Source organism: Sphingomonas edaphi, assembly GCF_003583725.1.
Lineage (GTDB): Bacteria > Pseudomonadota > Alphaproteobacteria > Sphingomonadales > Sphingomonadaceae > Sphingomicrobium > Sphingomicrobium edaphi.
In genome coordinates, this window is sequence record NZ_QXTF01000002.1 from 258,186 (window position 1) to 281,560 (window position 23,375).

Here is a 23,375-nt window from a genome sequence, read left to right on the forward strand (position 1 = left end):
CGCTCTCCATTGTAAGATTCGCCGACATGGGTGGGGGTGTCGCAAAATTTTACAAAGATATGGTGAACGCTGGCTTTTCGCGGCCGTTGTTGCTCTTGCTATGCACATGACAGAAACGAGTGGAGGGCGGCCGATCCGTCCGGTAATTCTTGCGGGCGGGGCAGGGACGCGGCTTTGGCCGCTTTCGACCGCGGCCCGGCCGAAACACCACCTCCAGCTGCTCGGTGAACGGACATTATTCCAGGAAACTCTGGCCCGCTTCGGGGAAGAGTTTGCGCCGCCGATCATCGTCGCCAACGCGGCACAAGAGGACGATCTCAGGGCTGCCGCTCCCGCCCACGCGCAACTGGTGTTGGAGCCGCTAAAGCGCGACAGTGCGCCGGCGATCGCGCTGGCTGCCCTGCTCGCCGGCGATGACGAATTGCTGCTAGTTTGCCCCAGCGATCACCATATTGCTGACACTGCATCTTTCCATGCCGCGATAGCGACGGCCCGACCGGCGGCAGAGAGAGGACAAATCGTCACTTTCGGGATCGAGCCTGATTATCCGGCCACCGGCTTCGGCTATATTGCGGCGGGACAGGGCGAAGGGGTTCGGTCTGTTGACCGCTTCGTCGAGAAGCCGCCGGTCGAAAAAGCGCAGGCGATGATCGACCAGGGCGGGCACTACTGGAACGCTGGCATCTTTCTTGCTTCGGTCGCGACGTGGCGGGCGGAGCTGGAGCGGCACGCCCCGGCCATCCTCGAAGCCGCGTCGCGCGCGGCCGCTTGCGCCACGCGCGAGGGCAACATCGTCAGGGTCGATGAAGCGGATTTCGCCCGCTCACCCGCAAAATCGATCGACTATGCGGTGATGGAGCGTAGCGACCGGGTCGCCGTCGTGCCCGTGGCAATGGGCTGGTCTGACATCGGCAGCTGGCAATCATTGCTCGATTCCGCCGACAAGGACGCCGACGGAAATGCCCTCAGCGCCGGGGTGCTGGCGCTCGACGCGCGAGACACGCTCATCCGGTCTAGTGGCCCAAAGGTGGCCGCGATCGGTGTCGAGGGACTAGTCATCATCGCGACGCCCGACGCCGTGCTCGTCATGCGGCGGGAAGAGGCGCAGCGGGTACGCGAGGCGGCGGAATGGTTCGAGCAGGAGACGAAGGCATGAAGCGCATGGTCGGGGCCAGCGGGCTGGAGGTGGCACCGATCGCGCTGGGTGGCAACGTGTTTGACTGGACCGCTGACGAAGCGGCGAGCTTCGCCGTGCTCGACAAGTTCGTTGATGCCGGGGGCACGATGATTGATACCGCCGACGTTTATTCTGCTTGGGTCCCGGGCCATAAGGGTGGCGAGAGCGAGGCGTTGATCGGCCGCTGGCTGAAGCGCGATCCGTCCAAGCGCGACAAGGTCGTCATCGCTACCAAGGTTGGATTCATGGCCGGTCTAAGGCCCGAGACCATCGCCCCAACCTGCGATGCTTCGCTGCAGCGGATGGGGATCGAAACCATCGACCTTTATTACCAACACAAGGACGACACGGACACGCCGCTGGCGGATTCCCTTGGCGCCTTTGACGCGCTCCGTCGGGCCGGAAAGATCCGCGCAATCGGCCTCAGCAATTTCGAAGCGCCCCGCGTCGAGGAGGCGCTCGGCGTCAGTATCGCGAACGGCTTCGACCTGCCGGCTGCCTTGCAGAACTGGTATAATCTGGTGGAGCGGACTAAATTTGAAGGCGCGCTCCAAGACGTTGCGCTCAATCGCGGTCTTTCGGTCTTTCCCTATTACAGCCTCGCCAACGGCTTCCTGACCGGAAAATACCGGTCGAAGGCCGATTTGTCGCAAAGCCCGCGCGGTCTTCGCAACATCGAATATGTCGATAGCGAGCGCGGACAGAAGGTACTTGCCGCGCTGGAGGAGGTGTCGGCGCAGACCGGCGCCGCGATGGCTACGGTGGCGCTGGCTTGGCTGAAAGTGCAGCCCGGCGTGACGGCCCCCATCGCAAGTGCGACAAACGAAAGCCAGGCTGACGAGCTGGTAGCTGCGCTAACCGTCGACCTATCGCCGGGACAGCTCGAGCAGCTGACGTTTGCGAGCAATTAACCGCAGTAGCGCCAAGGCGGGCGGGTTCCGCGCCCGCCCGAACTGACCGAAAGAAGCCGATTGCGTTATCCTCCGCAAGATCAAGTGGAGAATACGGACCATGAGTTGGCTGATCGGCCGTGCGGCGGCGATGAACGATCCCGAAGGCGCTCGCCGTAAGGCGCTGGAGAAAATAAGCAGCCTTGCCGAAATGGATGATCCGGAAAGCGTCGTCGTGCCGATTCTGCTCGACGCCATCTTGTTGGTCGAATCTTATCGCGGCGCACGCCACCCTATGCCCTTCGTCGACGAGCTGACGGCAAGCGTGGACGCACTATTGCGCGAACTAACGATTGTCGAGAAATCGAGCCTCTGGGCCGCCGAATAGGCTACTGCGGCTCCAGCGCCGGTACGGGCAAGAAACCGGCGATCACGTTCACCAGCTTGCCAGGCGCGACCCGTTGACCCGCTTGCTGCTGGGCAACCCATTCCCGCTCCCGCGACCGCATCTCCGGCCAGCGCGGCAGCGTTTCGTGCACTTGCATCGCGAACAGGATGACTTCGACCGGCTCGGAATAGAACATGGCCTGCTTTGCGGACTTGACGTGAAGGTAGCTGCCGATTGGCGCGGCGCTTAGCTCGCCTCGGATGCCGGCTTCTTCATAGGCCTCGATTGATGCGGCTTCACACAGCCCCTTTCCCGCCATCAGGTGACCCTTGGGGATCGACCAGTACGGATGGTCGCGCCGTCGGATGAGCATCAGGTCGAGGCCCAATGTTCCATGCCGATAGGGCAGCACGCCGACGCGAATGTCGACGGCAGGCCACTGCCGCTGAAATGGGTGACCCATTGGCTGCGCTCAGTCGGTACCGTGGATGGTTCGATGCGAGCCAAGCGCCGGCTTGCGGCCCAAGTCCGCAAATCGCCAAAGAGCCCGCCTTGGGCGGTCGGTCCTTTTGGGTTGCTCGTCCTGGCCGTTCTGGCCGCCGGCGAGAGCAGTGTCGCAAATGTCCGAACGGTTCATGTCGCCCTCCCGAAGGATGCCGAATCGTCAATAAAACAATGAGCATCAATTTTGGCCTGCTCGTCACCAGGATTGAGCCGAAGCGAAGCAAATTCGCGCCATTCACAGGGCGGTGGGTGCCGCCGTCGTCAGCTCTTCTTAAGCACGTCGAGCGCAGCGACGGTCATAGCTTCGGTCGCGGTCGATATTACCGCTTCGGCATCTGGCGCCCAGTAGGGGGAATGGAGTGAAGGAAGCTTCTGCTGGTCGCCTCCCGCGGCCTTCCACTTGTCAACCGGCGTTCCGCCGACCCAAAAGATCAGGCTTTCTACATTCTTGTCGGCCAACCAAAATCGACTGAAATCCTCGCCACCCATCACCGCAGGTGTCTTGATCGCCCGCTCTGCGCCGAAATGCTGCTGGAACAATGCAAGCGTACGAGCCGACAGCTTCTCGGTGTTGAATGTCGCGGGCGTGTACATTTCCTCGCGCACCGTCACTACCGGCATGCGGTCCTCTGGCATTCCGGCCGCGATTGCCTCGCCCCGCGCAATCCGACGGATCCCGTCCAGCAGCAGCTTTCGCACTTCCGGCGTGTAGCTGCGTACGGTAAGTTGTAGCTTTGCCTCGTCGGAAATGATGTTGTGCTTGGCCCCGGCCTGGAAGCTTCCGACTGTGACTACGGCCGGCTGGGCCGGGTCATTCTCGCGGCTGACGAGCGTTTGCAGCGTCGTCACGATCCGGCTGGCAAGGACGATCGGATCCTTCGTCGTTTGCGGATAGGCGCCGTGGCCGCCGACGCCCTTCACGCTGATATCGACGCTGTCGACATTGGCCAGCGCATAACCGGGCGTAATGCCGATCTGCCCGGCCGGCAGCGCCGCCGCATCGTGGAATGCAATGACGGCGTTGGGCTTGGGAAATCGGGTGTACAGCCCGTCGTCCAGCATCGCCTTCGCGCCTTCCCCGGTTTCCTCGCCGGGCTGCAGGATCATCACCAGCGTTCCTGTCCACTGGTCCTTCATCGCTACCAGCCGCCGCGCGGTGCCAACGAAGGCGGTCATGTGCGTGTCGTGACCGCAGGCGTGCATCACGCCGGTCTCGACACCCGACCGGGCTGTCGCCCTCACCTTGGACGCGAAGGGCAGGCCTGTCTGCTCGACGACCGGCAGGCCATCCATGTCGGCGCGGATCATTAGGGTCGGCCCGGCGCCGTTCTTCATCACCGCGACGACGCCGGTTTTCCCAACTTTCTCCGTAACGCCAAAGCCCAGGTTCTTCAGTTCTGCCGCCAGCTTCGCCGGGCTGCGGACTTCCTGCATCGACAGCTCGGGATTGGCGTGCAGATCGCGATACAGCGTCATCAGCTGCGGCATGTCGGCCTTCACCGCCTCGCCGACCGTGGCCGCGCTCGCGGGCGGGGCAAGGACGGTCGCTGCGAGCAGGGTGATCAAGGTGAGGCGCATGGGCGATTCCCTTTAAGGGGCGGGGGTCATCTCAATGACGTCAAGCGTGGATTCGAAATGCGGATAAGGCAGGACCACCCGCCAGCGGCCGTCACCGATCCGCTCGACCCAGCCTGCGACGTTGCGGTCGTGGTCGCTGCCGTAGCGCATTGCCTGGGTCTCGTCGCCCAGCACCAGGGTGCCGAGAAACACCTGGCGAAGTGCATCGCCGGGATAGAGGAAGCCGACGTGCCGCTGCGACCCGGTCAGTTTGGTGAAGCGTTGCAATCGCCCGTCCTGCTGAATCCGGCAGCGAAAGTCCGGGTAGACGATGAAGTTGAGCAGGCCGTCATTCTTCGCGCCGACCTTGATCACACGACAGCGATAATCGCCGTTCGCGACGGGTACCGGCCCGATGGCGGCATCCGGATCAAGCAGCGCGCCCTCGCGATCGATGTCGGCGCCGTGTCCGCCCTTCCGAGCCTTGTCGAGCGCCTCAGTAAATGCCTTCCGCCATTCGCTCAGCCGTTCCCTGTCGTTTCCGGTGGCAACCGACCGCCAGTCGGTCAGCATGCTGCTTGGCGCCCGGCCGGGGATCGCCGCGCAGGCGGCAAGCGGCAAGAAGGCCAAGGCGAGGAGCGATCGCATCGCCGACAGCCTAGGCAGCCGTCCAGCCGCCGTCCATCGACAAGTTGGCGCCGGTAATCGACGCCGCACCGTCGCTGCACAGGTAAAGCGCAAGGCTGGCCACTTCATCGACCGTAACGAAGCGCTTGGTTGGTTGGGCGGCCAGCAGAACATCGTTCATCACCTGCTCGCGAGTCAGGCCCCGTGCCTTCATCGTATCCGGGATCTGGTTCTCGACCAGCGTGGTCCAGACATAGCCGGGCGAGATGCAGTTGACCGTAACCCCGTCTTTCGCTGCCTCCAGCGCGACTGTCTTGGTGAAACCGGCGACGCCATGTTTGGCCGCGACATAGGCCGACTTGTTGGGGCTTGCGACCAGGCTGTGGGCGGAAGCAGTGTTGATAATCCGCCCCCAATTCTTTTCGCGCATTGCCGGAAGCGTCAGCCGCGTCGTGTGAAAGACGGCTGTAAGGTTGACGCGTAGGATCGCTTCCCACTTTTCAGGCGGGAAGTCTGCAACGGGGGAAACGAACTGGATCCCCGCATTGTTGACCAGAATGTCCGGCGCGCCCAGCTCGTTGCGGCAGCGCTCGGCCATCGCCTCAATCGCGCTGGCATCACCGAGGTCCGCCCCGTCATAGAGCGCTCCGGCACCTGATAACTGCTCCAATTCCGCGCGGATGCCTTCGATTTCCGCCGCTTCGCCAAACCCGTTGATCATCACGCTTGCGCCGTCGCCAGCCAGCGCGCGAGCGATGGCCAGGCCAATGCCCGACGTTGAACCGGTAACAAGCGCAGTTTTGCCGTGAAGCTTCATGTCCTTCGAATCTCCTTTGCATCAAGCTGTCGCGGGCGGCGGGCATGATTGCAACCGTTACGCCGGTGAAGCATTGGAGGGAGCAAGGAACGAGGAGAAGCCCCGATGCGGTTCGATGGACCCGGCAGCGACAATTTCGAAGACCGTACCGGCGGGGGTGGCGGTCTGAACCTTGGCGGCGGACTGGGAATGATCCTGTCACTCGTTGCGTCCCGCTTCGGCATTGTAGGCATTCTCGTTTTGCTGCTCGGCTATTGCGCGCTCAATTCGCTCGGCGGCGGAGGAATTCTCGGTGGCGGTGGCGGCAGTACCGGTAAGTCGACGCTTCCTGCGGAACAATCCAGTTTCCTGCGGCAGGTGCTCGGAAGCACCGAGCAGGTCTGGGGACAAATCTTCCAGCAGGCCGGGTCGCAATACCGTCCGACCACACTAGTTGCTTACACGAATTACGATCAGTCGGGCTGCGGCGCGGCACAGGCGGCGATGGGGCCCTTCTACTGCCCGACCGACCAGCAAATTTATATCGATCCGGTTTTCTTCGAAGAACTCAGCCGCCGCTTCGGCGCGCCCGGCGACTTCGCTCAGGCCTATGTGATCGCGCATGAGGTCGGCCACCACATTCAAAACCTCGAGGGTACGCTGGACAAGGCGCAGTCGGCGCAGGCACGCGTAGGTAAGGCTGAAGGAAACCAGGTCCAAGTCGGTATCGAACTTCAGGCCGACTGCTATGCGGGCGTATGGGCCGCCCGCTCCGGCGCGCTCGAGGCCGGCGATATCGAGGAAGGAATGCGCGCCGCCGAAGCTATCGGCGACGACATGCTGACCAAGGGTCAGGTGTCGCCAGACAACTTTACGCATGGCACGTCGGCCCAGCGCATGAACGCACTTCGTACCGGTCTGCAGTCAGGCCAGCCGTCGGCCTGCAACTTCGCACGCTAAGCGCGCAGGTTAAAGGCGGACCAGCATTTTGCCGGTGTTGGCGCCCGTGAAGAGGCCGAGGAAGGCTTCGGGGGTCCGTTCCAAGCCCTCGATCACTGTGTCTCGTCCCTTGACTTGCCCACTCGCGATCCAGCCACCCATGTCGCGGTAGAACTCGCCCATCTTGTCCATATAGTCGGTGTAGATGAAGCCTTGCAGGCGGATACGCATGGCGATGATCCGCATGATGTAGCGAAGCTGGGTCGGCTCGCCGGCATTATAACCTTCGATCATCCCGCAGATGGCGAACCGCGCATTCTGCCGAGCCAGCGCCAGCGCCGCGTCCAGATGGTCGCCGCCGACATTATCGAAATAGACGTCGATGCCTTTGGGCGCCGCCGCGGCGAGCTGATTCAGCACCGGTCCCGCCTTGTAATCGACTACCTCGTCGGCGCCGAGCGATCGGACGAACTCGCATTTGTCCGCGCCGCCGGCCGACCCGATCACCGTCATGCCCTTCGCCTTGGCGATCTGCACAACCGCCGATCCGACCGCGCCAGCCGCCGCGGACACGAAGACGATGTCGCGCTCTTTCGCAGACGCAGCTTCCAACAACCCGAAATAGGCGGTTCCCCCGGTCAGGCCCAAGTTACCAAGGAAGGCTTGCGGCTCAACGCCCGGAATGGCGGGAAGCTTGTTGAAATTGGCTGCGGGCTCCACCGTCTCGTCCCGCCATCCGCTCATGTGCAGGACCATGTCGCCGACCGACAAACCGGGATCGCGGCTTTCCAAGACTTCGCCAACCGCACCTCCCGACATCGGCGCATCGAGGGCGAAAGGCGGGACGTAGCTTTTCACGTCGTTCATTCGCCCGCGCATGTAGGGATCGACTGACAGCCAGCGGTTTGCGACGCGCACCATCCCTTCTTCGAGCGGAGCCAGTTCGATGTCCTTCAACGCGAAATCTTCCATGACCGGCATCCCTTGCGGGCGCCGCATTAAATGCCAGGCCTTTGCCATCTCAGCTCTCCTTCGCGTCGCGATATGAAACCGGATTAAGCCGAACCCGGCGCAAACAAAAGGGCCCGGCCGCAAGGGGGAAGCGGCCGGGCCCTTGGGAATACCGGCGGTCGGCCCGCCGGCGGTTTAGGGCGGTTAATAGGTGCCTGAGAAGCTGCGGTTCAGCATGTGCGGACCCGCTTCACGATGATCGTCCCGTTCGAACAGCGCGCGGTCGCGGCTCTCGTCGGAGAAATTTCGCTTCGCCTCAGCCGCTGGCTTGTCGAGGATGACGCGGTCGCCTTCGACCCGGTCGATCATCGAACAGTTCAGAGAATGATGTTTGCCGTCGTTGCTGTCGCTCTTCGTCAGGATGACGCGGTCGCCGCGGACCTTATCAACGGTGCCCAACTGCTCCTCGTCCGACCCGACGACCTGCATCTGCTCGCGGATCTGGCCCAGAAGGCTTCGCTTCGTCTGGCGCGTGGTCCGCCACGACGAAAATTCGCTGTCGAAACGCGACTGGTTCTCGCGTCGATAGTCGTCATAGTCACGGTCAAGTTCGTCCATCTGGCGGCGGCGCCATTCGCTGTATTGGGGATCTGCCGCTCCGGCCGAATAGCCAGTGAATTCGCGCTGGGTCGTTCCCCGGTCCCACCGATCATGCGAATGAGCGCGTTCCGCACCATAACGCTCGCCGTAACCCGACCGGCCATAATCCCCAGTGAAAGGGCGATAGCCAGTGTCCGAACTCGGTCCGCGGCTGCCGCTGAACCGGCCGGTGTAGGGGCGGCGATATCCTTCATCGCGGAACCGAGCTTGGCGGTCGTAGCGCATATTTTCGTCGCCGGCCCAGGAGCTCCGACCGTCATCGTCATAGCGCTCCCGGCGGGCGTCCATCTGACGGCGGCGTTCGGCTTCCTCGTCGCCGAACCAGCTGGCCACCTCGTCGCCGGCGCGCTCGAAGAAGCCTCGGTCATTGGCCTCGTCACGATCAAAGCGCTCGCGGCGATCATTGTCGCTCATGAAACGCGAGCGCGGTTCGCTCCAGCCGCGGCGGCTGTCATAACGATCATAGCTCATGGATTTTTCCTCCTTTGGATACTCGCCTGTCCGCTCCTAAGCCCTGCAATCCAAAACGAATTCCGGCTCACGCCGTTCCGGTGCGATAGCCGAAGCGACAGCCTCGAGCGCTGAGGTGAAAAAGGAGGGGGAAAGCCCGTTGCCAGAGAGGGAAAGCGCAGCTATTGGGCGCCTTCCGACGGGTGTGGGGCTGTAGCTCAGATGGGAGAGCGCTGCAATCGCACTGCAGAGGTCAGGGGTTCGATTCCCCTCAGCTCCACCAGTCGGACCTGCTGATAGACTTTGGCCGCTGCTGCGCCGTTCGGAGTTGCCGAACCGTCCGCTTGACGCCGCTTTTCGGTGAGATTTGCATTGCGGTCCGTGATTCAGGATAATCTGACCGTTCGCGTTTGGGCGCTCGGAAGGGTTGGCCATGGATTGCACCCTCGAAGTCGGTGAAGACGCGGTTATTCTCAAGGTTATCGGAAGGGTCGATGAAGCGACCTGGAACTCATTCAGCGAAGGATTGAGTGGCGCCGTCCGCAATGCTCGCGACGACGGCCTTACACGACTGATCGTCGACCTGCAGCAGCTGGCTTATATGTCGTCGCGCGGTCTTCGCGCGCTCACGGTGGCAAAGCGTGAAGCGGACGAGGCCGGCGTCAACATCTCGCTGGCCTCGCCGAACGATGTGATGCGGGAAATTCTAGCCATCAGCCGCTACGACAAATTGTTTACGGTCACGGACACCGCGGAGGCGAAACGCTAAGGTAGAGGGGCGGGAGCAGATGTTGGTTCGGTTCTGGGGCACGCGCGGGTCGTTGCCGGTTGCGCTAACCGCGCCGTCCGTCCGCCAGAAGATTGTCGGCGCGCTCGCTGCCGCCAACGGTATGCGTTTCGACGACGCCGACGCGATCGACCGCTTTGTGGATGAACTCGGTTTCGCAGCCGGCGCAACCTACGGCGGCGCCACGCCCTGCGTGGAGCTGGAGGTGCAGGGTCCGTCCTATATTATTTGCGACATGGGCAGCGGACTGCGGTCCTTCGGCTTAGACTCGATACGCCGAAATGCTGAGGGGCACGCCCGGGCCTATAATTTCTTTCTGTCCCATCTTCACTGGGACCACATCATGGGCTTCCCTTTCTTCACGCCGGCGTTCGATCCCGAAGCGCAAATCCGCATCCATTCTGCGCACCCGGACGCGGAACAGGCGCTCCGGCGCCAGCAGGAGGAAATCTCCTTTCCCGTACCCTTTGACTGGCTTCGCGCCGACATCGCGTTCGTCACCATGGCCGAAGGGCAGCCGATAGAGGTCGACGGCTTGGTGGTCGAGGCCAAGGCTCAGAAGCACTCGCACGTCAGCTACGGTTACCGATTCACAGACAGGGACGGTTGCATAACCATTTACAGCACCGACAGCGAACATAAGCCGTCGGACATGGAGGACGAGGCCGCCTTCATCGACTTTTTCCGCGATGCCGACCTCGTCGTCTGCGACACCATGTATTCGCTTGCCGAAAGCGTCTCGATGAAGGAGGACTGGGGCCATTCCAGCAACATCGTCGCGATCGATCTGTGCCACGAAGCCGGGGCGAAGCGGCTGGCTCTCTTTCATCACGAGCCAACCTACGAGGACGAGGATATTCAGCGAATGCATGAGGAGAGCATTCGCTATGAGCAGCTGACCCGCGAGCGCTCCCCGCTCGACGTGATTTGCGCCTATGACGGGCTTGAAGTCCGCATCTAGGCGCCCTGCCCGGCGCATCGTCGCGTCGTGGTTCTTCGCCGTCGTCGCGGCAGTCCTGCTCAGCGTGCTGCTCGGCGAGCGGATCCGCAATGTGCTGTTCGACAATTGGCAGGAAGCAAAACCGCGCGACCTTGCGGCGACCGATGTGCGCGTTGTGCTGGTCGACAACGCCAGCATCGCGGCGGTCGGAAGCTGGCCCTGGCCCCGCTATTATTTTGCCCGCCTAACCGAAGAACTAGCCGCCCGGCAGGCGCGGGTCATCGCCTTCGACATCTTCTTCTCGGAACCCGACCGGACCAGCCCCGAAAGTTTCCTGTCCTTCTACCCCGAAACGAGCGCCGCCGCCGCTTCGGAAATCCGGAAGCTGGAACCCATGGACAAGCTGTTCGGCCAGGTAATTGGCGCTGCTCCCGTCGTGCTGGCCCACGCCGCGGTCAACGACGCCGCGGATGGCAGCCCGGTGATTTCAGAGGCACCAATCGATGGGAAATTTCCGCCGAAGTTGGAGAGTTGGCCGGCGGAACTTGCCGCCATTCCGGAGATCGAGGATGCGGCACTCGGTCACGGGCTCGTCAATGTTCGGCCGGACGGTGACGGCGTCACCCGCGCAGTACCCCTCATCTTGCGGGCAAGTGGAAAACCACGCACCGGTTTCGCCCTCGAAACCGCGCGTCACGCGCTAGGATCCGACCGCATTACGTCGAACGCGACATACATCCGCGTCGGCAATCGAACCATTCCCGTCGATGCGCATGGGCGCATGCGCCTTCATTTCGGGAACTTCCCCTCTAACCGCATCATTTCGGCCTCCGACGTCCTCGGCAATTCTCCCGAGCTGAAGGCCGACGAATTTGCAGGAAAGACGGTCGTGATCGGACTTGCAGCGGACGGCTCATCCGATATCGCCGCGACCCCAATCAGGGCGGAAGAGTGGGGCCCGCTCATCCAGGCGCAGGCGGTCGATACCATCCTGCGCGGTGGCTGGCTGGAGCGGCCCCGCTGGGCTCGTTGGGTCGAATGGTTTGTATCCGGAACGACCGCCCTGCTGGCGCTCGGCATTGCCCTATTCAATCGCCCCTACCGCGTAGCGTTTGCGCTCACATTGATCGCTATTCCAATCGCCTGCCTGTTCTTATTTCGCATTCACGGCCTTCTGATCGACCCTTTGCGACCAATGCTGGTCGGCGGTTCGGCAGCGCTGGGTGTAGCGACCAGCCTGTTCGCCCTCGCTCGCGCAGATCGCGAACGGCTGCGCGGGGCACTGGTGCAGGAGCGCATTGCCGCTGCTGAGACCGAAGGCGAGCTCCAAGCTGCCCGCGCGATCCAGCTCGGCATGGTCCCGCCGCGCGAAAAACTCCGCAACCTCGATCCGCGGGTCGATGTCGATGCGCTTCTGGAGCCGGCGCGATCGGTCGGCGGAGACTTTTACGATGCGGTAAAGGTCGATGACGATCATCTCGCGGTCGCCATTGCCGACGTGACGGGAAAGGGTGTGCCGGCGGCGCTGTTCATGGCGATGTCGAAGGCACTGACCGGCAGCGCGCTGTCGCAGGTCCGACGCGATCCCGCGGCCATCCTCGCGTCGATCAACGAGCAGCTGCTGAAGGACTACGGCGAGGCGATGAGCGTCACGATGCTGCTCGCCATCATCGACTTGGGCAGCGGGGACGTGCAGCTCGCCTGCGCGGGTCACGACCATCCCATCGTGGTTGGCACTGATGGCGAAGCTGCACGGATCGAGCTCGAAGGCGGCCCGCCGCTGAGCATCCTGCCCTTTGATTATCCAGCGGAGCAACTCAAGCTGGAGCGGGGCGAAACGTTGCTGCTTATCACCGACGGCGTGACCGAAGCGCAGGACTCCAGCCAGCGGCTGTTCGGCAGCGAGCGGCTGCTTCAGGCCGGAACGCTTTCCATTGGCAGCGCATCCCAAACCTGCCGATCGGTTCGCGACCTTGTGCGCGATTTCGAGGCGGGGACCGAAGCGACCGATGACCTGACCGTGATGGCCGTCCGCTACGTTGGCGCCTGACTAGCGGACGATAACCTCGACGCGCCGGTTGGCGGCACTGTCGACATTGTCGATCGTGGGCTGCATCAATTGCCGTTCGCCTCGACCGACTGCCGTCATGATCGACCGGTCGAAGCCTTGCGAAGCAAGCCAGCCCACTACTTCTTCGGCGCGCTGCAGTGACAGCCGGTCATTATCCGCCTCATTACCGACCGTGTCAGTATGGCCCGTTACTTCAAGTTCCGACCCGGATCGCGCGGCAAGCTCCTGCCGAATTTGGCCGAGCACGGCCTGCGATTGCGGGGTCAGCGTCGTAGTCCCTTGCTCAAAATATAGGATGAAGCCTTTCGCGGGCGGCGGCAGCCCGCCAACCAGTGCGGCTTCGCCCGCCTTCAGTCCCTTCCGGCCGAGCGGCCTTGCGACCGGTGTAGCAGCGCCAAGCTTCGTCCGGCTGTTGGCATCAGCGATCACGGCGTCGGTCGGCCGGCCCTTCGACTCGAGAACGGCGACTGATCCCGGTTGGCCTTCATCGTCAGGCAGCAGGACCAGCGAGGAAGTCGCGCATCCGCCGAGCAGCAGCGCGGCCAGCGAAAGGACGACGCGGTTCATTGAGGAACCGTGATGACAAACTTGGTGCCGCGCACGCCCAGCAGGCTGTTCGGTGTCCTGACCTTCATGGAGTCGCGGTTCGACTTGGCGATGCGACCGGAAACGACCGCCAGCGATCCCCGGTCGACGCGAGTCAGAAATCTTCCACGTTGCCGCGTCCGGTCGTACTGGAATTCGCTGACCGACACGCGACTGTTCGGCCCCACTGCGAAGCGCGTATTGTCGATGAACGTCAGGCTCATTCGCCCGTCTTTGCCGGTCACAAGACGATCTCCGGCAAGTAATTGTAGGCCGGGACTTGCGCGAAGTCGCTGGCTGCCTCGTTCGATGGCGGCAATGCCGCTGGCTACCTTGATCCGGGCGATTTCCGCCGCCGCCGGGGATGAGCTAAGAAGCGCGAGAAGCCCAAAGGCAAAAGGCAAGCGACGCATGGCAGCCCTCCCAACCGTTTCGGTTACGTGACATAGCGGTTTTCATGACGTCAGGCGAATCCGAACTCGATCGTATGACGCGGCTGCTCAAGGGACCGCAGGCGGTTGTCGACGCTTGTGAAGCCGCCCGCGAATTCGGAACGTTCCAGTGGCTGGAAGAAGATGAATTAGCCCGGCTTTGCATCCTAATTGAGGAATGGATAGCAAACCTTTACGACCATGGCGGTCTGTCGTCCGAGGACGAGGTTCGTCTGGCCATCGCGTGTGAACCCGCCGGTCTGCGCATCACAATCCAAGATACGGGAAAGCCATTCGATCCGCGGGAAGTTCCGGCGCAGATTGAGCGACTTGAGCGGGGTGGTGGCGCGGGAATTGGAATCATGAGGGCTTGGGCGGAATTCGCCGGATATGAGGTCACGCCGGATGGAAACCAGCTGGAGATGCTGATGCCTGTTCGCTGGCGAAGGTGAGCCGACTAACTTTGGATAACTAGCCGCGGCTGATTGCGTCGTTATCCAGCAATAGCGGTCGGACTGAGCGACTGGGGCATTCACGTCAGGCGGGTGATGATCAGCGTGACATTATCGGGGGCGCCTCGCGCCAGGACCATGTCTACCAAAGTGTCGGCGGCGGCTTCCAGCGGCCGCGACGCAATTACGGCTGCCAATTCTTCATCCCGCACCAGGCGCGTCAGACCGTCGCTTGCCAGCAGGAACAGGTCACCACGATGAGCATCTCCGCTCGCAGTGTCGATGGTCAGTTCTCCGTTCGCCCCGACAGCCCGCGTAATGATGTTGGCATTAGGATGGTGCTCAGCTTCCTTGCTGTCCAGCATGCCCGCATCGACCAAGTCCTGGACAAGGCTATGGTCGCGAGACAGCTGGGCGATGATTCCGTCTCGAATTCGATAGGCTCGGCTGTCGCCGGCCCAGAAGCAGCGATATTCTCCGTTAGCGATCGCCAAGCCAACGACGGTGCTGCCAATGGCGCGCGACGACCCGGTGGAACCAGCCAGTTCAACCAACTCGCGGTTCACGCTCTGCATGGCGGCGACCGCATTATTGACCAAATCGTCCAGCAGGTAGCTCGTCGGAAGTCGCAGCAGGGCGTCGGCCACTTTGGCGCTTGCAACATCGCCGGCGTCGTGCCCCCCCATGCCGTCCGCAACGGCCCAGAGCCCGCGATCGGTGCGGACGGCCAGAGCATCCTCGTTCACCTTTCGGCGAAGGCCGACGTGCGTCCGGCTTACGCATTCAAAGGTCACGAATTGCACCCCCCTGAAGGCTTCTCAGGACGCGGACACTAGCAATCACAACAGCTTTCTGCGATTAACTTTTCTTTAATCGCAGATAATCCGAAAGGATATCGGCATTGAGCAAACCATATAGCAACAAGGCGCTGCCGCCAGGCACAGTGCTGCGCGAATGGCGGCTTGAGGACGTGCTGGGGGTAGGGGGCTTCGGGATCGTTTATCGCGGCCGCGGCATCTATTTCGGCGAACTTGTTGCCATTAAGGAATATTTCCCGAGCGCAATCGCTGAACGGGACGCGGAAGACACGGTCGTCCCGATCGGATCCGACGTCGAGGAAGTTCACGCGCTGGGCCTGAAGAAGTTCGTCGAGGAGGCAAAACTTCTCTGGAACCTGTCGACACCGACCCGTCACCCGAACATCGTCAGCGTCCGCAGCCTGTTCGAGATCCACGGCACTGCGTACATGGTCATGGACTTCGAAGACGGCGTTTCTCTGTCCAAGATGCTCAAGGAAGGGCGGCGCTTTAACGAGCGGAGCCTGTGGAGCATCATCAAGCCAGTTGCCGAGGGGCTCGACCGCGCGCACCGCGTCGGCGTGCTTCATCGCGACATCAAGCCGCCCAATATTCTTATCACGGACGACAGCAGGCCGGTGCTCATTGACTTCGGATCGGCGCGGTTCGAGGCGGCGGAGGCGACTAGCACGTCGGTCACCTTCCATACCCCGCCATATGCGGCGGTCGAACAATATGTGAAAACCTATGCGCAGGGTCCCTGGACGGATGTCTATGCGCTTGCTGTCGTGCTGTACGAATGCGTTACCGGCGAAAAGCCGCCTGAAGTGCTCGAACGGATGCACGGCGGACTGGGCAGCCCGCTCGCTGACGGACACTGGCCGGGATTCAGCAAGAAATTCCTGCAAGCAATAGACAAGGGTATGACCATTCGGCCAAGCGAGCGGCCGCAGTCGATTGGCGAGTGGCTGGCAATGTTCGGCAAGAAGGACGTCGACCTGCCCATTGAGTCTGACGATGAACCGACCCGCTTCTTCGCGCATGAAGTTGCGACGGACGAGATCGTGCCCGTGGCCGCGGTAGCGACCGGCTTCGACAAGACAGACCTTCCCGAAACGGGCGTTCCGAGCGATCCGAAGGAAGCGCAGTTCAAGAAAGCCGGACAGGAAACCAAGGCATCCCAGAAGAAGAAAACGGATGCGGCGGCGGCAGCAGCCGCAGCCGGGGCGTTGGCCGCGGCTAACGCTGCAGGTGACGACCCCGATGTCGAAGCCGTCGAAACGGTTCAGTCCGACCCAATCCCTGACAAACCGCAGCCAGCGGTGTCAATGAAGGCGTCACGCCTTGCGAAGGGTGATGGCGAGCCTTGGTACCGAAAGCAGCGCGCAGCTTTGTTCGCAGGCGGTGGTGCCATCGCGGCGCTCGCGGCTGTAGCCGCCGGATACATGCTCTCAGGAAAGACGGACGGTGGCGGTTACGACGTCATCCCAGCCTTGGTCGAGACGGCGCCGGAGCCCGTCAAGCTGGCTGATGTAGTCGGGATCGCAGCCGACGAACGCACTCTGGCCGACGAAGCGCGCAAGGCCGGCATCTCCGCCGACTTGGTAAACCCTCTGGTCGCGGTGGGCGAGGTGCTCGACAAGCAACTCCTCGACCTCCGCCCCTTGCTGGACGACCCAGCGCAAGCTGACGCAGCCAACCAGCGGGGCGAGGAGATGAAGCGCACGGCCATGACGGCCAACGCTAATTTTGCAAATGCACTTCTCAGCGACGCCGAGGGTCGTGCGAACCGGGCTCCTTCGACCGCCGATGGCTCATCCATGGCCGGGATGCGAGCGGCTCTCGACAACCTTCGCGCCGCGGTCCAATCGGTCGCTGGCGCGGCCAATCCCGCCCAATCCATTGCCGCGACGCGGGACGCGCTTGCCAAGTCCCAGCAGTTTGCTGCGACTATACCTGCGACCACGCGCGTCGAGGTGGCTGAAAAACGTCCGCCGGTAGCCTCGCTCACCCCGATGCCGCCACAGCCCCGGACGACCCAGGCGCAGTCGCCGCAAGCGGCCACAGCATCTACTCCGCCATCTACCGCCGCAGCCGTGCTGCCTTCCGCGAACAAGGCCGCCCAAGTGCGCTCTGTCGTTGCTAGCGCACGCAGCCGTGCGAAGCAGGTGATCGCGATGGGTAATGGCGGTGGGGACGTGCGAAAGGCCAACGCCAAGCTGGCGCGGAACTACGACAGGTATCTGGCAAGCATTGCGGACTCAATGCGTGGTGCTCGGACGGACAGGGAGCTCGACCAGCTGCTCAAGCAGGCAAACCAAACCAAGGCCTATGTCGATTTTCTCTACAAGCAATCGTCCCAAGGGAACTAGGCGGGGCCGTCAGGCCTGTCAGGATTTTGCGACCCGGCGAATATCGGGCTGCAGATGGTTGGCGAAAGGCGTCATGCCGGCGTCTCCGGTCTGACTTCGCGGGCAGACTTGGTGTTCGAACAGCACGTTGCCAACCCGGAGGACCGAACCGACTGCCAATTGCGCGCTGCCGACCACGCGCTCGTCGTCGATGTAGGTCCCGTTGGTCGAATTGAGGTCGGTGACGCGGAGCTTGTCGCCCCCCAGTTCGACTAGGCAATGCGACCGTGACACCGCAGTGCCGCTGACGACGATGTCCGCCGGCGCGGAACGCCCGATTTTCACCCCCGCCGGGCTGATGACGTAGCGCGATTGCCCCGGGTCGCCATCAATCCGCTGAAGGATGTGGAACCGGTCCCCTTCCTTCAGCCGGTGGGCATCGGCCTCGCGGAAGAATTGAGTCATTTCTTGTTCTTCGCGCGTCGGTCGGGTCAGATCGGACACCAAGCCGCGCTTCCTGGCGATGCGTTCTAGCGCTCGCATCAATTCGTCTTCGTCGTTGGCGGGTCCTTCGTGCACGGGCGCGACCTGCTCGGGTGCAGCGGCGACTGCCGGCGCGTGGTAGGCGTCAATTTCGTCGCCGGTCATGCGGCGAAGATCGCTGACGAGCATCTGCCAGTTGGCGTCGCTGGTATTGCCGTCCCATTTCGATAGGTCGGCGGCCTGGGTAAGTTCGAAGATGATCGGCAGCGTGCAGGGCTCGATAATTACAGGTACCAGCTTGTTGCCACGGTCCGCGAGTGTTGCTTCCGCGCGTACCCAGCGGGAGCTAACAGATCGGGGCGACCATAGAACGACGACAGCCTTGGCTGCCCTCAATTCCCTTTCGATGACCTCGTCAAAGGTCTGGCCCGACCGAAGGACCGCGTCCCACCAGACCTTGAAGCCCTCGCGCGCGAAACAATCGGCGAAATGCCGGGCGGCCGACCGTTCCTCGCGGCAATAGGAAATGAAGATGTCAGTTTCCGACAAGCAATATCCCCCGTGTCCGAGCCTATGCATTCGGGGGTCGCTAGAAAGCGAGCAGCAAAATGCCGCCCATCGTCAAGGCGACAGAACACCCCTAAGCGACTCAAACTGCGCAGGGTTTATTGTCCCTTAACCTGGATTAAAAGTCGACCCCGAAGCAGCGCTAGGCTCTTCAGCGTACTATTCCGGGACCATCTTCCTCCCGGCGTGTACCGAGGCGATAGAGAATGCGAACCCCATAATTCTTCGCAAGGTCCATCTTGCCGACATACTCGAAGTGATAATCGTTGCGGCCGGATTCGATCAGCGCAGCGAACGGCTGGGTCGTATAAATCGCGCCGACTGGGACCCGGGGTTCTATGCGCGCCGCCACAGTGACTTCCGTTCCGTAGAATGTGCGCGCGCCCTGGACAGCATCGAAGTGCTCGAAGATGGGCCCGTGATGCAGGCTGATCCGCATCCCGTCTTCCTTTGGCAGTCCAATTTCCTGGAGCAGCCGGGGATTAAGCTCGGCTTGGATTTCCAGGGCAATTTCTGCGGCCTGGTTAGGCGTGGTGATCACCGCGTAAATAGCGTCACCCCAGCTGTTACGCGCTAGCACTTTGTCGCCGTGACGGTCGAGTATCCGGGCGATCCGACCCATGACCGTTTCCAGGAAATTGGATAGATGGTCCTCGTCTAGTCGAGAAAAACCCGCGAAGTCCGCGAAGAGGATGGAATGGAGCGCCCATCTCGGCTTAGCGTGCGTCGCTGCAATGTCGACCGCGTCGAGCGGGGGTCGCTCCTTCGGAATTTCGACGATACGCGTAGTGCCGCCCTGCCGAGCCCACTCGATGCAATCTGCCGCGGTTCCAGCCACACCGGTTGCAGGCTTGCCGTCCCAAACGGCAAGTTGGAACGCCTCGGTATGCATGATGTCGGCGCGTAGTTGGGCGAGGCCCATTACTAGTTTGGAGCAATATGCGAACAGCTCGTCGTCTTCCACCGACTGCATCTCTGTTGCGAAGGTGATCGACGCCGCCTTTTCGCGGCACGCGGCATAGCGTGCTTCCCAACCCTCGCCGCCGACGCGGACCGAGGTGCGCAAGAAATCATCTTCGGCGAAGGGCACGATGACGTGGAGCTCGCCGCCCAGCTCGATGATCGCCTCTGCGATCACGATGTCGGCACCGCAGGCGAGGGGGCCGTAAGCGATCATTGCCCCGCTTTCTTCCAGCACGTGTCGGACGTCGCGCGCAACCTGCGCTTCGAAGGTGGCGCCGGCGCGAAACATGTGCCCGCAGTAGTGGATAACCGGCGACGGCCGCGTCGCTGCGAGCAGCGCCTGCATTTCCTCGCCCCCCGCGCCGAGCCGATCGGCGATTAGTATTAACTGGTGCGCGGTCGACGCGATCATTCCGGGTGAAGCATCGGACCGTTTGCGAGCCTGCGCAAACAGAGCGGTGGCCTTGGCAATCTCGCCTTGGACCAGCATGGCCTCCGCACCAGTTGCGGCAGCGAAATAGCTCGTGGGATTGGCGATATCGCGGCGTTCGCTGATCGTCGCGGCCAGCGCCTTGGCATCTCGCTCGTCGCCTGCCAACAATGCCGTGGTCGCGGCATTGATGCCCGAATAATAGCCGTCGGAAAGATTGAAGGCGGCGCGATAGGCCTGGCTGGCCTGCCGGAAAAGCTCGACCTGCCAGTCGCCCTCGGCTTGGGCGGCGAGGTCCTTGAAGATGCGGCCCTTGAGGGCAATTGCATCCTCGGTCTCGATCCGGTCGACGCGGTTGCGGCGATAGAGTCGGAGCGCTGCATCGGGATCGCCGAGCCGGGCCATCGCCAGCGCCTGAAGATAGCGCACATCTGGATCGTCCGGATATTTCTCTATTGCCGCGCGGGTGCGTTCGAACAGGGCAAACATGTCGCCGCTCCCCAAGGCGGCGTCGAACGACTGGCGGATGGCCGGATCGACCTGCTCCACGCGCGTCTAGCCCTTACTGTCTACATGGGCGCGACAGGCAATCTGCGGTACCGGCAAGCGAACGCGCATTCGTTCATCCCCCGTTGAATGGGGGAGACTATCAGCCGCCGCCCCGCGACGGCAATGCCTCGTTGTTCAGCGCTTCAGCGTCCGTCGTACTGCGGAAAAATCGTGCCGCCACATCGTCCGGAATAATAGCCAGAAGCCTGTTGCAGCCAGCCACGCCGCTGCGAGGCCAACGATAATGATCAGCGGATGGTTGAAGCTGGTCCGCTTCGCATAGTCCATGTTGTGGAGCATCCAGAAGAAGTCCCACCAGCGCCAACTGTCGTTGCGCCGCTCGAGCAGCTGCCCCGTCGTGCCGGAAATAAAATAGCTGCTGTTCGCAGCGTCATCGAAGTCCACCTGCCAAATGGGAAGCTGGTGCTCGCGCACTGCGAGCGGCAGCTCGGTCAGAGCTATGGCGGAGCGGATCGGCGCGGCTTCCGGATGCGCTGCGGCTGCCACGGTGCTTGCTCTCGTGGCATCAATCAGGATCGGCGATCCCGTTGCGGCGTCGAACAGGCGGACGCCGTCCCTTGTCGTGGCAACGATTGCTGTCGTGCCGGGAAGCTGGCGGATCGCCAAATTGCTGACCGCAGACCCGGCCAGCTTTTGCTGCACGGCTTCCCAGCCGGCAGCTGTCGTCGGTAGCGGTTCCGCCGGATGCTCCACCATCGGCCCGCCAGAAACGTCTTCCATGTCGAGCAGGGCCATCGCAGCACCACTGATGGCCCAAATCAGGAACTGGAGGCCGATGACGAGGCCGACCCATTTGTGGATGCGGCGCAACCAGATGGACGGGACCGTCATCGTGCGCCCTTCTTCTTTTTCTTCTTAGGAAAGGCGTAAACGAGCAGCCAGGCGCCGGAGAGCGCCATGAGTACGGCACCCGAGGTGAAAATGCGCAGCAGCAGGTTATTCACGTTTTCCCGCTCATCATAATCCATGATGTGCAGCATCCAGACGAAGTCGAAGATGCGCCAAAGCTCGTGGCGGCGGGACAGGAGTTCGCCGGTGACCGGCGAGAAATAGAGCGTCGGCTTGTCCCAATTATCGAATTCGACGCGCCACACCGGTGGCTTCCGGCCACGGATTTCGCCCGGAATCTCGTTGATTAGGACTGCCGACGCGATTGGGTCGCTGCCGGTATAAGTCGCGGATGCAATCGCACGAATTTCCCGCTCGTTCGGCGGCGCTAGCGGCTTGCCGGTGCGTGCATCGAACGCCGTCTCGCCATCCTCACCTCGTACGACATAAGCGGGTGCGTCGCGCATCCAGCCCAGCCTGACCGAACTTCCTCCACCCGCTGCGGCCACCGCCAGCGGGTCGGCCAGTGTCGCCGCATCGGCCTGTCCCGCTTCGGGCATTCGCACCAGGTGATCGCCGTGGATCGTGTCGATGTGCACGACGGTCATGTAGAGGCCGCTGAGCGACCAGATGACAGCCTGCACGCCGATGAACAGACCCAACCATTTGTGGGTTTTGCGGGCGGCAATATGGAGACGCATCAGCGCGAAATCGCTCCTTGATCGGGATTAGTCCCGGCGGCACGCTTGCTCACCGGGACCCTCAACTGGGTTCAGACCGAAGCTGACGACGCGACAGTCGTCAACCGCAAGTCCAATGGCCATCAGCAATGCCCCGCAGCACGATGTTCGGGCGCGCATGTAGGATCGGCGGTCTTGGTCTCGGCCGCAGGAGTCGCCGCGCGCTTGGCGGGAGTCTGCTCCAGCTTCGGCTTCGGTGGCGCGGAAGCGGGCTTGGCCGGGGCCGGCTCCGCCGATGCAGGCTCCGGTTCACCGAGGTCCGTTGCTGTCTCTTCTAGAGTGACGTTGCCCGCAGGACTGGCCTCAGGCTGTGCCTCGAGGTTTGACACGGCGTTCGTCTCTTCGGGAGCAATATTAGTTTCCGGCTGATTCTCGCCACACGCCGTCAACGACAGGGCAAACGTTGCCACGCCGATGCCCAAGACTATCCTCTTCATTTATCACTCCTTGAATTCGATGCGTTAGTGGATGGTAAAGTGACCGGGCATCAGACCCCGATCCATCGGCCTCCGATTTTCCGTAAGTCGTGCGTCCGTCACGCCCCCTCAGAACCAGAAACGCAAGCCGGCCAGCAGGTTGAGGCCGCCAGGGTCTTCGCCTTCCATTCGCAAGTACCTGCGTGTGCCGCCAAATGCGCGTTCATATTCCAGGCCGATGTAAGGCGCGACGAGCGGAGAAAGCTGGTAGCGCAGACGCATGCCCAGCGCGGCTTCGGTGAGTCCCGATCCGAGGTCAAGTTCCGGCACATCCTGCAGCGACAGACCCACTTCAATGCGCGGCTGGAGGATCAGCTTTTGAGTAATTCGAAGGTCATACTCGGCCTCGGCCCTGGCCGTGACCTCGCCCTTGTTGGAGAGGAAGATCGCGCCGTCTACCTCCCACCAATAAGGCGCTAATCCCTGGATACCGGCAACGAGGTGCGTTCGCCGGGGTCCGGCCTGCAAATCCTGACGAACACCGGCCTGAAGATCGAACCACGGGTCGATCGCATGGCTCCACAGTGCCTGGACTTCGGCATGTTCAGGCTTCCGCCCCCAGTCGCCCTCGATCTCGCTCTTTACCCACAGCTTGTCGACGTCGCCGCCGTACCAGGCCTGAAGGTCCAGCAAATATCCATCGCGGGCGTCCCGAATGCGGGTCTCAGCACGGTCTACGAGCAGCTTATGCGCAGGCATCGCACCATGCTCCTCGCGCAGGATGTTGCGGCCGCGCTGCATGGCGGCGCTTCCCCAAACGGCATCGGCGGCATGTTTGGGGCCAGCCAGAGCTTCTGCCGGGGGCGGAGCGGGTCGAACCTCCGGCGACGATACCGACGAAGGCGTGCAATGACCCATCGAAGCATGTTCAGGCGGACATGACGGATCGGCCTGTGCGGCAGGGATCGGTTGCGACGGCGGGGCCGGCAGCGTGCAATGACCCATGGCCGCATGCTCAGACGTGC

The 23,375-nt window shown here is 62.4% G+C and carries 25 protein-coding genes and 1 tRNA gene; 10 read left to right on the forward strand and 16 right to left on the reverse strand.

What is annotated here, in order from left to right; translation table 11 throughout:
- Positions 1 to 106: 106 nt before the first annotated feature.
- The 3 genes from D3M59_RS08085 to D3M59_RS08095 all read left to right on the forward strand — a co-directional run bounded on the left by D3M59_RS08085 (position 107) and on the right by D3M59_RS08095 (position 2,455).
- Positions 107 to 1,156: a mannose-1-phosphate guanylyltransferase gene (locus D3M59_RS08085; RefSeq protein ID WP_119533357.1), complete on the forward strand. Its 1,050-nt coding sequence runs from the start codon at positions 107 to 109 to the stop codon at positions 1,154 to 1,156.
- Positions 1,153 to 2,088 carry an aldo/keto reductase gene (locus tag D3M59_RS08090; RefSeq protein WP_119533138.1) on the forward strand — a complete coding sequence of 312 codons (936 nt, stop codon included), beginning with the start codon at positions 1,153 to 1,155 and terminating at the stop codon, positions 2,086 to 2,088. Before D3M59_RS08085 ends, D3M59_RS08090 begins: the two co-directional genes overlap by 4 nt.
- A 100-nt stretch (positions 2,089 to 2,188) precedes the next feature.
- Positions 2,189 to 2,455 carry a hypothetical protein gene (locus D3M59_RS08095; RefSeq protein ID WP_119533139.1) on the forward strand — a complete coding sequence of 89 codons (267 nt, stop codon included), beginning with the start codon at positions 2,189 to 2,191 and terminating at the stop codon, positions 2,453 to 2,455.
- 1 nt (position 2,456) lies between these two features.
- Here the strand turns inward: D3M59_RS08095 and D3M59_RS08100 are convergent, their stop codons facing one another.
- The 5 genes from D3M59_RS08100 to D3M59_RS08120 all read right to left on the reverse strand — a co-directional run bounded on the left by D3M59_RS08100 (position 2,457) and on the right by D3M59_RS08120 (position 5,960).
- The gene (locus tag D3M59_RS08100; RefSeq protein WP_119533140.1) at positions 2,457 to 2,918 is read right to left on the reverse strand and encodes an NUDIX hydrolase; all 462 of its coding nucleotides are present in this window, start codon (positions 2,916 to 2,918) and stop codon (positions 2,457 to 2,459) included.
- A gap of 9 nt (positions 2,919 to 2,927) precedes the next feature.
- Positions 2,928 to 3,092 (reverse strand): hypothetical protein, encoded by a 165-nt coding sequence (locus tag D3M59_RS12090; RefSeq protein ID WP_158581977.1) that lies wholly within the window; start codon positions 3,090 to 3,092, stop codon positions 2,928 to 2,930.
- 128 nt (positions 3,093 to 3,220) lie between these two features.
- Complete coding sequence (locus D3M59_RS08110; protein WP_119533142.1) at positions 3,221 to 4,537, reverse strand: amidohydrolase; 1,317 nt, start codon at positions 4,535 to 4,537, stop codon at positions 3,221 to 3,223.
- Between the two features lie 12 nt (positions 4,538 to 4,549).
- Positions 4,550 to 5,164, reverse strand: coding sequence for a DUF4893 domain-containing protein (locus D3M59_RS08115; protein ID WP_119533143.1), 615 nt, complete (start codon positions 5,162 to 5,164; stop codon positions 4,550 to 4,552).
- Positions 5,165 to 5,174: 10 nt separating this feature from the next.
- The gene (locus tag D3M59_RS08120) at positions 5,175 to 5,960 is read right to left on the reverse strand and encodes a 3-hydroxybutyrate dehydrogenase (protein WP_119533144.1); all 786 of its coding nucleotides are present in this window, start codon (positions 5,958 to 5,960) and stop codon (positions 5,175 to 5,177) included.
- Between the two features lie 105 nt (positions 5,961 to 6,065).
- Here D3M59_RS08120 and ypfJ point away from each other — a divergent pair, with 105 nt between their 5' ends.
- Positions 6,066 to 6,899 (forward strand): KPN_02809 family neutral zinc metallopeptidase, encoded by an 834-nt coding sequence (gene ypfJ, locus D3M59_RS08125; RefSeq protein WP_119533145.1) that lies wholly within the window; start codon positions 6,066 to 6,068, stop codon positions 6,897 to 6,899.
- 9 nt (positions 6,900 to 6,908) lie between these two features.
- Here the strand turns inward: ypfJ and D3M59_RS08130 are convergent, their stop codons facing one another.
- Together D3M59_RS08130 and D3M59_RS08135 are read right to left on the reverse strand one after the other, a co-directional pair.
- Positions 6,909 to 7,898, reverse strand: a complete 990-nt coding sequence (locus D3M59_RS08130; RefSeq protein ID WP_119533146.1) for an NADP-dependent oxidoreductase — start codon at positions 7,896 to 7,898, stop codon at positions 6,909 to 6,911.
- 135 nt (positions 7,899 to 8,033) lie between these two features.
- Positions 8,034 to 8,960 (reverse strand): DUF2171 domain-containing protein, encoded by a 927-nt coding sequence (locus D3M59_RS08135; RefSeq protein WP_119533147.1) that lies wholly within the window; start codon positions 8,958 to 8,960, stop codon positions 8,034 to 8,036.
- 186 nt (positions 8,961 to 9,146) lie between these two features.
- On the opposite strand from D3M59_RS08135, the gene D3M59_RS08140 reads away from it, so the two are divergent.
- The 4 genes from D3M59_RS08140 to D3M59_RS08155 all read left to right on the forward strand — a co-directional run bounded on the left by D3M59_RS08140 (position 9,147) and on the right by D3M59_RS08155 (position 12,716).
- Positions 9,147 to 9,222, forward strand: a tRNA-Ala gene (locus D3M59_RS08140).
- A gap of 150 nt (positions 9,223 to 9,372) precedes the next feature.
- The gene (locus D3M59_RS08145) at positions 9,373 to 9,708 is read left to right on the forward strand and encodes an STAS domain-containing protein (protein WP_119533148.1); all 336 of its coding nucleotides are present in this window, start codon (positions 9,373 to 9,375) and stop codon (positions 9,706 to 9,708) included.
- Between the two features lie 19 nt (positions 9,709 to 9,727).
- On the forward strand, positions 9,728 to 10,687 hold the full coding sequence (locus tag D3M59_RS08150) for an MBL fold metallo-hydrolase (protein ID WP_119533149.1): 960 nt from the start codon (positions 9,728 to 9,730) through the stop codon (positions 10,685 to 10,687).
- Positions 10,671 to 12,716: a CHASE2 domain-containing protein gene (locus tag D3M59_RS08155; protein ID WP_158581978.1), complete on the forward strand. Its 2,046-nt coding sequence runs from the start codon at positions 10,671 to 10,673 to the stop codon at positions 12,714 to 12,716. Before D3M59_RS08150 ends, D3M59_RS08155 begins: the two co-directional genes overlap by 17 nt.
- Here the strand turns inward: D3M59_RS08155 and D3M59_RS08160 are convergent, their stop codons facing one another.
- Both D3M59_RS08160 and D3M59_RS08165 read right to left on the reverse strand, forming a co-directional pair.
- Entirely contained in the window at positions 12,717 to 13,304 is a 588-nt protein-coding gene (locus D3M59_RS08160; RefSeq protein ID WP_119533151.1) for an OmpA family protein, read from the reverse strand.
- Positions 13,301 to 13,735: a FecR family protein gene (locus D3M59_RS08165; RefSeq protein WP_119533152.1), complete on the reverse strand. Its 435-nt coding sequence runs from the start codon at positions 13,733 to 13,735 to the stop codon at positions 13,301 to 13,303. The genes D3M59_RS08160 and D3M59_RS08165 overlap by 4 nt, the downstream gene beginning before the upstream one ends.
- 44 nt (positions 13,736 to 13,779) lie before the next feature.
- On the opposite strand from D3M59_RS08165, the gene D3M59_RS08170 reads away from it, so the two are divergent.
- Positions 13,780 to 14,205, forward strand: a complete 426-nt coding sequence (locus D3M59_RS08170; protein WP_119533153.1) for an ATP-binding protein — start codon at positions 13,780 to 13,782, stop codon at positions 14,203 to 14,205.
- Positions 14,206 to 14,285: 80 nt separating this feature from the next.
- On the opposite strand, the gene D3M59_RS08175 is transcribed toward D3M59_RS08170, so the two are convergent.
- Positions 14,286 to 14,999, reverse strand: coding sequence for a PP2C family protein-serine/threonine phosphatase (locus tag D3M59_RS08175; RefSeq protein ID WP_158581979.1), 714 nt, complete (start codon positions 14,997 to 14,999; stop codon positions 14,286 to 14,288).
- A gap of 107 nt (positions 15,000 to 15,106) precedes the next feature.
- Here D3M59_RS08175 and D3M59_RS08180 point away from each other — a divergent pair, with 107 nt between their 5' ends.
- Complete coding sequence (locus D3M59_RS08180) at positions 15,107 to 17,374, forward strand: serine/threonine protein kinase (protein WP_158581980.1); 2,268 nt, start codon at positions 15,107 to 15,109, stop codon at positions 17,372 to 17,374.
- 18 nt (positions 17,375 to 17,392) lie between these two features.
- Here the strand turns inward: D3M59_RS08180 and D3M59_RS08185 are convergent, their stop codons facing one another.
- The 6 genes from D3M59_RS08185 to D3M59_RS08210 all read right to left on the reverse strand — a co-directional run bounded on the left by D3M59_RS08185 (position 17,393) and on the right by D3M59_RS08210 (position 23,151).
- Positions 17,393 to 18,415, reverse strand: a complete 1,023-nt coding sequence (locus D3M59_RS08185) for a TIR domain-containing protein (RefSeq protein ID WP_119533156.1) — start codon at positions 18,413 to 18,415, stop codon at positions 17,393 to 17,395.
- Between the two features lie 139 nt (positions 18,416 to 18,554).
- On the reverse strand, positions 18,555 to 20,345 hold the full coding sequence (locus tag D3M59_RS08190) for a TRAFs-binding domain-containing protein (protein WP_119533157.1): 1,791 nt from the start codon (positions 20,343 to 20,345) through the stop codon (positions 18,555 to 18,557).
- Positions 20,346 to 20,480: 135 nt separating this feature from the next.
- The gene (locus D3M59_RS08195; RefSeq protein ID WP_119533158.1) at positions 20,481 to 21,197 is read right to left on the reverse strand and encodes a PepSY domain-containing protein; all 717 of its coding nucleotides are present in this window, start codon (positions 21,195 to 21,197) and stop codon (positions 20,481 to 20,483) included.
- A complete protein-coding gene (locus tag D3M59_RS08200) occupies positions 21,194 to 21,895 on the reverse strand; it encodes a PepSY domain-containing protein (protein WP_119533159.1) in 702 nt (233 codons plus the stop codon). Before D3M59_RS08200 ends, D3M59_RS08195 begins: the two co-directional genes overlap by 4 nt.
- Positions 21,896 to 22,017: 122 nt before the next feature.
- Complete coding sequence (locus D3M59_RS08205) at positions 22,018 to 22,371, reverse strand: hypothetical protein (RefSeq protein ID WP_119533160.1); 354 nt, start codon at positions 22,369 to 22,371, stop codon at positions 22,018 to 22,020.
- Between the two features lie 108 nt (positions 22,372 to 22,479).
- On the reverse strand, positions 22,480 to 23,151 hold the full coding sequence (locus D3M59_RS08210; protein ID WP_233543212.1) for a copper resistance protein B: 672 nt from the start codon (positions 23,149 to 23,151) through the stop codon (positions 22,480 to 22,482).
- Positions 23,152 to 23,375 lie beyond the last annotated feature (224 nt).

Coding starts and splice junctions, on each gene's coding strand:
- D3M59_RS08085 (WP_119533357.1), top strand. CDS start 107: ATGACAGAAACGAGTGGAGGGCGGCCGATCCGTCCGGTAATTCTTGCG.
- D3M59_RS08090 (WP_119533138.1), top strand. CDS start 1,153: ATGAAGCGCATGGTCGGGGCCAGCGGGCTGGAGGTGGCACCGATCGCG.
- D3M59_RS08095 (WP_119533139.1), top strand. CDS start 2,189: ATGAGTTGGCTGATCGGCCGTGCGGCGGCGATGAACGATCCCGAAGGC.
- D3M59_RS08100 (WP_119533140.1), bottom strand. CDS start 2,918: ATGGGTCACCCATTTCAGCGGCAGTGGCCTGCCGTCGACATTCGCGTC.
- D3M59_RS12090 (WP_158581977.1), bottom strand. CDS start 3,092: ATGAACCGTTCGGACATTTGCGACACTGCTCTCGCCGGCGGCCAGAAC.
- D3M59_RS08110 (WP_119533142.1), bottom strand. CDS start 4,537: ATGCGCCTCACCTTGATCACCCTGCTCGCAGCGACCGTCCTTGCCCCG.
- D3M59_RS08115 (WP_119533143.1), bottom strand. CDS start 5,164: ATGCGATCGCTCCTCGCCTTGGCCTTCTTGCCGCTTGCCGCCTGCGCG.
- D3M59_RS08120 (WP_119533144.1), bottom strand. CDS start 5,960: ATGAAGCTTCACGGCAAAACTGCGCTTGTTACCGGTTCAACGTCGGGC.
- ypfJ (WP_119533145.1), top strand. CDS start 6,066: ATGCGGTTCGATGGACCCGGCAGCGACAATTTCGAAGACCGTACCGGC.
- D3M59_RS08130 (WP_119533146.1), bottom strand. CDS start 7,898: ATGGCAAAGGCCTGGCATTTAATGCGGCGCCCGCAAGGGATGCCGGTC.
- D3M59_RS08135 (WP_119533147.1), bottom strand. CDS start 8,960: ATGAGCTATGATCGTTATGACAGCCGCCGCGGCTGGAGCGAACCGCGC.
- D3M59_RS08145 (WP_119533148.1), top strand. CDS start 9,373: ATGGATTGCACCCTCGAAGTCGGTGAAGACGCGGTTATTCTCAAGGTT.
- D3M59_RS08150 (WP_119533149.1), top strand. CDS start 9,728: ATGTTGGTTCGGTTCTGGGGCACGCGCGGGTCGTTGCCGGTTGCGCTA.
- D3M59_RS08160 (WP_119533151.1), bottom strand. CDS start 13,304: ATGAACCGCGTCGTCCTTTCGCTGGCCGCGCTGCTGCTCGGCGGATGC.
- D3M59_RS08165 (WP_119533152.1), bottom strand. CDS start 13,735: ATGCGTCGCTTGCCTTTTGCCTTTGGGCTTCTCGCGCTTCTTAGCTCA.
- D3M59_RS08170 (WP_119533153.1), top strand. CDS start 13,780: ATGACGTCAGGCGAATCCGAACTCGATCGTATGACGCGGCTGCTCAAG.
- D3M59_RS08185 (WP_119533156.1), bottom strand. CDS start 18,415: ATGCATAGGCTCGGACACGGGGGATATTGCTTGTCGGAAACTGACATC.
- D3M59_RS08195 (WP_119533158.1), bottom strand. CDS start 21,197: ATGACGGTCCCGTCCATCTGGTTGCGCCGCATCCACAAATGGGTCGGC.
- D3M59_RS08200 (WP_119533159.1), bottom strand. CDS start 21,895: ATGCGTCTCCATATTGCCGCCCGCAAAACCCACAAATGGTTGGGTCTG.
- D3M59_RS08205 (WP_119533160.1), bottom strand. CDS start 22,371: ATGAAGAGGATAGTCTTGGGCATCGGCGTGGCAACGTTTGCCCTGTCG.
- D3M59_RS08210 (WP_233543212.1), bottom strand. CDS start 23,151: ATGCAGCGCGGCCGCAACATCCTGCGCGAGGAGCATGGTGCGATGCCT.